Below are 6,739 nucleotides of genomic sequence, written 5' to 3'. Positions count from 1 at the left end.
GCCAGCAGGTCGACGCTGGTCGCATAGGCCAGCCGTACGCCGCTCCGCTCCGCGACCTGCACCAGCGGGACGTACTGGCCCAGCACCCCGCGGGCGCCGTCGAAGTCGTACGGGCGATCGAACGTGACCATCAGCGATCGCACACCCGGACGGCGGTGCGGGCCGTGGTACAGCGAGTACCCGCCCCAGGCGTTGTACGCCTCCTCGGTGTTGACCGCGTCGACGATCAGCACGGCACCGCGAGCGCTGTCCGAGCGGACCACGAACGGGATGTACTTCTCCTTGCCGTTCGCGCCCCGCAGCAGCAGGAGGTAACTGCCGGCCGGCCATCCCTTGGTCTGCACGGTCAGCGAGGGCGTCCAGTTGATTGCACTGACCATCCGGACCGAGGTCCGAATCGGCTGCGGCTGCGCCTTGCCCGGGAGACGTGCCGACGTCCAGATCAGCTTCGCACCGGCGCCGCCGTACCACCCGACCCGGTAGGCACGAACGGTGTAAGCCCCCACGGACGAGGTCACGAACAGCCGGAACGACTCACCGCTGCGGACGCTGACGTGGTCGGCGTACCCGGCGAGCTCCATCGGGCCGGCAACCTGTCTGTCCGGGACCTGCCACGGCTGTCGCCCCCAGCCGATAGCGCTCTCACTCTGCTCCGGTCCGACGTCCACCTGGCCCTGTCCGGAGCCGGCCGACGGCCCCTGGCAACCGCTCACGACCAGTAGCGCCGCGACCCCAGCAGCCAGCAGCCTCGCACCTCTCAACAGCACCTCCCGAGTCCGGGAAGGATCGTAGACACCCGGCGATGAGGAAACGCTGAGACTCGGCCGACCACGCAGTACTGTCGACGCGGCAGCCCTGAGCGGAAGGCGAGTGAGATGGACGAGAAGCTGATCGCGCTGACCGGCGACCTGCACCGGTACGGCGTCGAGCTCGACGCCGACCGCAGCGCCCTCCTGGTCGTCAAGGCCAGCTGAACGACTCGACGAAAGGCCGACCATGACCGACCAGCGTTTCGAAGTACAGAACCGTCCCGCGGAATCCAGATACGTCCTGATCGACGCCGAGTCCAACCAGGAGATCGGCGAAGAGGACTACGTCGACGTCACCACCGACGGCCGCGTCGAGCGAGTCCTGTTCCACACCGGAGTCTCCGACGACTACAGCGGCCAGGGCCTGGCCTCTCAGTTGGTCCGCGCAGTAGTCGACGACGTCATCGCCCAGGGCTACACCATCGTCCCCGTCTGCCCGTACGTCGCCGCCTGGCTCCCCAAACACCCCGAATACGCCGCCCACGTCACCAAACCCCGCCCCGACCACCTCCACGCCGTCTCCACCCGCGAAAGGTAGCCCGCACGTGCGCGTACGTCCCTATGGCCCCGATGACGCCGGCCCGACCTGGGAGGCGTACTTCGACGCGGTCCGTGGTACGGCGTCGAAGGACTACTCGGCGGAGCAGGTGGCGGCGTGGGCGCCGCAGGAGGTCGACCTGGATGAATGGAACAAGCGCCGCTCCGCCGCTCACACCTTTGTCGCGGTGATCGACGACCAGGTCGTCGGGTTCAGCGACGTCACCGACGACGGCCTCCTCGACATGCTCTTCGTGCACTCGGACGCCGGCGGTCGCGGTGTTGCCCGGGCGCTGGTCGAAGCGGTCCTGGCCAAGGCGCGCGAGCTGGGTCTGCGTGAACTCCACACCCACGCGAGCCGGACAGCCCGGCCCGCGTTCGAGCGTTTCGGCTTCGAGGTCGAACGGGCCAACGAGCAGAACTGGATCCGCGGCCAGAACCTCCCCAACTACGACATGCGTCTGAAGCTGGACGCCTGAGACCGCAAAGGGGGGATTCGGCAGGCTCGGTGGTGCAAGGGAACGAACCGAGCACCGAGGAGCGAGCAGTGGACGGGCTCAGGCTGCTCGCGAGTTGGGCCGCGACAGCGATCGAGGATCCGGTTGGCGACTGAGCAGGTCGGCCTCGGCGCGGTAGGCGAGGTACGGCGCGGTGCTGTGCAGGTACGCGAGCCAGATGAACGTGAGGCCGAGTAGATAGGTCGCCGGCGCGGCAGGCAGGACGAGCGGGCAGAGGATGGCGGCGGTCAGGCAGGCGAGGGCGAGGACGACCTCGGTGCGGGCGCTGGCGAGTGCCCGCCGCAGGCTGGCCTGTTGCTGGAACTTGTCGGTGCGCTGGAACGACGTACGACGACCCAGCAGTACGTCGAGCCCGGCACCGGCCATGGTGGGACGGACGGCGAGCAGCGCGACCAGCCCGCCGGCCGTGGTGCGGTTGTCGAATCCGACCACCTTGCGGTAGATCGTCCACCGCATCAACCGGCGCGCGATCAGCATCGCGACGACGCCGGCGAGTACGGCGGGCACGACCGGCGGCACGGTGCCCGAGACACTCATTGCCACCAGCAACGCTCCGCTGATCGGCAGCGACAGCACCCCGGCACCAGTCGTGAGAATGACCAGGTCGTAGTTGCCGTGCCGCCAGCGCTGCCCCGTCGTCATCCGGGTCCGCACCCGCCACGGCCCGGGGACGAACATCCTCCAGTGCCGCTTGAACTCCTGGCCCGGACCGTACGTCCAGCGGTAGCGCTGCTTCTTCAGCTCCTCGAAGGTCTCCGGGATCAGCCCCCGCCCGTACACCCTGGTGACGAACTTCGACCGCCAGCCGGCCGCGTGCACCCGGATCGCGAACTCGGAGTCCTCGGTCATGCACCACTCCGCCCACCCGCCGGCCTCGTCCAGCGCGGTCAACCGGATCAGCGACATCGTCCCGACCGTGATCCCCGCGCCCTGCTCGTTGCGCGAGACCATCTCGGTCGACTGTGCCCACTGGTACGCCGCGTTCGCCATCCGCTGGTACCGGGAGTGCTCGAAGTCGCGATAGGCGTGCGGGCACTGCACGAACCCCAGCCCGGGATCCTCGAACAGGCCGACCGTGTGCCGCAGCCACTCCGGCGACACCTGATAGTCGGCGTCGACGAGCGCCACGAGTTCGGTCCGGGGATCGAGCAACGACCGGGACCAGTTCAGCGCGCCGGCCTTCGCCCCGGTGATCCCCTCGACATGAACGAAACGGAAGCGCTGCCCGAGCGTCGCGCAGTACTCCTCGACCGGCCGCCACAACGCCGGATCGCTGGTGTTGTTGTCGATCACCAGGACCTCGTACGCCGGATAGTCCAGCCGGGCCAGGTGGTCGAGGGTGGCGATCACGATGTCCGGCGGCTCCGCGTGGATCGGGACCTGCACCGTGACGAACGGCGCGTCCGCCGGGGGAGTCCACCCGGTGAGCGGCTCGGTCGAGACCCGCCAGCGCCGCCGGATGAGTGGGTCCCACCCCTCGTACTGCTGCACCAACGCCGGCACCGTCCGGATCACGCTCAGCACCGCCACAACCCACAGCAGTACGACGGTCACCGCGTTGCCCCTGAACTCCGCGAGCGCCATGAACACCCGTACGGTCCCAAGACCGACCAAGGCCAGCAGCGTGACCCACAAGACCATGCCGGTGGCCGAGTAGTCGCCCCACAGCGGCCCGCGTCGCTCGCTGAACACCTGCGCCGACAGGATGCCCGCGGCAACGACATGCACCACCGCCAGAACACCGATACAGACATCAACCACCAGCACAGCTACTCCTCCGCAGACCGGACAACCCTTCGCAGCCTAGGAAGTCGGAGGTTCGTGCCCGGTACCTTTCGGCGACAGTCGAATAGCCGGTTCAGCGGACGATGCCCGATTCCCACGCCCAGACGGCGACCTCGGTGCGGTTACGGGCCAGGATCTTGCGCTGGACCGAGGCCAGGTGCGACTTCACCGTCGACAGCGAGATCGTCAGCTCGGCGGTGATCTCGGCGTTCGTCCGCCCGCGGGCGACGGCCCTCGTCACCTCGAGTTCGCGCTCGGTCAGCGCCGGTTCGGCGCGGCGCGTCCGGCCGCTCGGCGTACTGAAGTGCGCGAGCAGCCGAGTCGTGATCGACGGTGAGACCAGGGACTCGCCGTTCGCGGCGGCGTGCACCGCCTCGACCAGCAGGCGCGGACCGGCGTCCTTGAGCAGGAATCCGCAGGCCCCGGCCTGCAGGGCCTCGTGGACGAGCTCGTCGAGGTCGAACGTCGTGACCACCAGCACCCGCAGCGGGTCCGCGACCTCCGGTCCGGCCAGCAGCCGGGTGGCGGCCAGGCCGTCGAGCTGCGGCATCCGGATGTCCATCAAGGTCACGTCCGGACGCAACTCCCGCGCGAGATCGACCGCCTGCTTGCCGTCCTCGGCCTCACCGACCACCTGGATGTCGTCCTCACGTTCGAGGATCAGGCGGAAGCCGGTCCGGACCATCGCCTGGTCGTCGGCGAGCAGGACTCGAAGTGTCACGGTGTTCCCTCCGTAGGCGCCGCACCAGCTGGCAACGGCAGCTCGGCCAGGACCCGCCAGTGGCGGTCGCCGTACTCGCCGGCCGTCAGCGTCCCGTCCAACGCGTGGATGCGCTCGCCCATTCCGACCAGCCCGTAGCCATCGGCCGCCCGATGCGCCAGGCCACGACCGGGTCGCACTCCGTCGTTCTGTACGTCGACCCGCAGCAGCGCCCGCCCGCGTTCGACGGCTGTCCCCACCGAGACGGTGATGACCTGCGCGTCCGGGGCGTGCTTGCAGACGTTCGTCAACGACTCGAGTACGACGCGGTGCACGGTCGACACGGTCTCCGGGGCGACGGTCAGATCGGCCAGCCCCGGCGCGAGTCGCAGCTCGACGTTCGCGGTGCCGTCGACCGCCGACTCGACCGCCTCCACGATGCCGCCCGACCGCAGCGGAGATTCCTGCTCCGGGCTCCGCAGCATCGTGACGAGCCGGCGTACGGCGGCCAGCGCCTCCGCGCCCGCACCTTCGATCTCCCGGAGCAGGTCCTGTTCGGGGCCGTCGGCAAGCACCACCTGGGCCGCCTGCGTCCGCACCACCACCCCCGTGATGTGATGCGCGACCAGGTCGTGCAGCTCCCGGGCCAGCGCGAGCCGCTCACGGTTGCGCGCGGTCGCGAGCGCCACCTCGCGTCGCGCGTCGGCGTCGCGCAGCATCAGCCCGATCGCGACGCTGCAACCCCACAGCACGGCCCACAGCACCGAGATCGTCAGCGTCGTCGAGTGGCTGCCGTACCGCAGGATCGGCGCCAGGACGATCGCCAGCCCGCCGGCGATCGCGACCGTTCCGGCCGCTCGCGCCCGGAGCAGGTGGCAGCCGGAGCCGACCAGCAGCACCAGCCCGACCGTCTCGCCGTCACCGGCCAGCGGCGCGGCCGGTTCCGCGAGGTAACCGACCACGCTGCACACCGACGAGACCCCGATCGCGCCGACCACGAGCTGCAGGGTCGCGCCCGGGTACCGGTGCCGCAGCAGCGCGAGCGCTCCGATCACCGCGCTCGACCCGAGATACAGGATCCCGCCCAGCTGGGCGGGATGCTGCAGGAACAACCGTCGGACGCCCTCGTCGACGTTCAGGCCGGCGATCGCGAGGAGCTCGAGCGCGAACAGCGAGCGGCTCAAGGTCCGGTTGGTGGTACGGATCACCGGGGGGCTGCCTCCGCGGAACACTCGTAGTCGCGCTCCGGGAGCTTGCCCGTCAGCAGGAACGTCGTACCTGCGTAGTTCGCGCACTGGTTCTTGTTGAGCATATAGACCCCGTGACCGCCCTGGTCGGCCGTGACCATCCGGGCCCGGTCGCCGAACGCCTTCCGCAGTTGCTCGGCGCCGGCCAGCGGCGTGGCCGGGTCGCGGAGGTTCTGCAGCATCAGTACGTTCGACGGACCCTTGTCACCGACCTTCACCGGTGCCTCGGCCGGCTTCGGCCAGAACGCGCAGGGCTGGATGTTGGCCCCGGCGGCCCCGAACATCGGGTGCCGGATCCGGTCGACGGCCACGGCGCGCTGGTACGTCTCGACCGAGGTCGGCCAGCGTGAGTCGTTGCAGATCATCGCGTACCGGCCCGCGACCAGGTTGTCGACATCGGCAGCCTTGGTCGACGCGGCCTCGGCTGCTACGGCAGGCGCCGGCGGCTGGTTCGCGTCCAGCGCCTTCCAGACCTCGGCAAGCTTCGGCAGTTGCACCCCGCCGTACGAGTAACCGAACGAGACCAGGCGGAGCATCGCCCCGTCCCACGCCATGTCCGGTCCTTGGACCGGGTGCTTGTCGAGCCGCGCGGTCAGCTCGAAGAACTTCGCCTTCACCTGTGCAGGCGTCCGGCCGAGACCGTACTCGCGGTAGTTGGCGGCGGCGAACTTCGCGAAGTCGGGGAACCGGTCCTCGAAACCCTGCGACCAGAGCCGCTCGCTCTGGTAGTCCCAGCCGCTCGGGCCGAGGTTGCTGTCGAGCACGATCCGGTCGCTGCGCTCCGGGAACATGGTCGTGTAGACCGCACCGAGGTACGTGCCCCAGGACGCCCCGAGGTACGAGATCTTCGGCTCACCCAGCGCGGTCCGGATCCGGTCCAGGTCGCGGGCGGTGTTCGCGGCGCTCACGTGCGGCAGCATCCAGGCGCTCGCGGACGTCGCGCACTGCTTCGCGATCTGCCGCGACTGCTCGGCCCGCTGGGCGACGTCGGCGGCATTCTTCGCGTACGGCGGGATGTTGCCGAAAAGCAGCTGCTCGTCCGTGAGGTTGCACTTGACCGGCGTACTCCGGCCCATGCCACGCGGGTCCATCCCGATCAGGTCGTAGCTGTCGAGCACACTCTGCGGCATCTTCACCGCGACG

7 protein-coding genes are annotated in these 6,739 nt (G+C 69.5%); 2 read left to right on the top strand and 5 right to left on the bottom strand.

Translation table 11 applies throughout. The features are described 5' to 3' along the window. Positions 1-761: N,N-dimethylformamidase beta subunit family domain-containing protein (locus tag VFF46_RS13680; protein WP_325037480.1), on the bottom strand; the 761-nt coding region annotated here is incomplete at its 3' end. Between the two features lie 235 nt (positions 762-996). Between VFF46_RS13680 and VFF46_RS13675 the strand changes: the two genes are divergently transcribed. Then, positions 997-1,347 (top strand): GNAT family N-acetyltransferase, encoded by a 351-nt coding sequence (locus VFF46_RS13675; protein ID WP_325037479.1) that lies wholly within the window; start codon positions 997-999, stop codon positions 1,345-1,347. A 7-nt stretch (positions 1,348-1,354) separates the two neighbouring features. Beyond that, positions 1,355-1,825, top strand: a complete 471-nt coding sequence (locus VFF46_RS13670; RefSeq protein ID WP_325037478.1) for a GNAT family N-acetyltransferase — start codon at positions 1,355-1,357, stop codon at positions 1,823-1,825. Positions 1,826-1,903: 78 nt separating this feature from the next. Here VFF46_RS13670 and VFF46_RS13665 read toward each other — a convergent pair whose 3' ends face one another. The 4 genes from VFF46_RS13665 to VFF46_RS13650 all read right to left on the bottom strand — a co-directional run. After that, on the bottom strand, positions 1,904-3,631 hold the full coding sequence (locus tag VFF46_RS13665; protein ID WP_325037477.1) for a glycosyltransferase: 1,728 nt from the start codon (positions 3,629-3,631) through the stop codon (positions 1,904-1,906). A gap of 91 nt (positions 3,632-3,722) precedes the next feature. Further along, a complete protein-coding gene (locus tag VFF46_RS13660) occupies positions 3,723-4,370 on the bottom strand; it encodes a response regulator transcription factor (protein ID WP_325037476.1) in 648 nt (215 codons plus the stop codon). Then, positions 4,367-5,557, bottom strand: coding sequence for a sensor histidine kinase (locus tag VFF46_RS13655; protein ID WP_325037475.1), 1,191 nt, complete (start codon positions 5,555-5,557; stop codon positions 4,367-4,369). The genes VFF46_RS13660 and VFF46_RS13655 overlap by 4 nt, the downstream gene beginning before the upstream one ends. After that, a partial coding sequence (locus VFF46_RS13650) for an alpha/beta hydrolase (RefSeq protein WP_325037474.1) occupies positions 5,554-6,739 on the bottom strand: 1,186 nt, incomplete at its 5' end. The genes VFF46_RS13650 and VFF46_RS13655, both read right to left, overlap by 4 nt.

The sequence above is a fragment of the Kribbella sp. genome (assembly GCF_035655035.1).
Taxonomy (GTDB): domain Bacteria; phylum Actinomycetota; class Actinomycetes; order Propionibacteriales; family Kribbellaceae; genus Kribbella.
This window is presented reverse-complemented; position numbering and strand designations above follow the sequence as displayed.

Bases quoted from the DNA above. Each gene is read 5' to 3' on its own strand.
- VFF46_RS13675 (WP_325037479.1), top strand. From the start codon at position 997: ATGACCGACCAGCGTTTCGAAGTACAGAACCGTCCCGCGGAATCCAGA.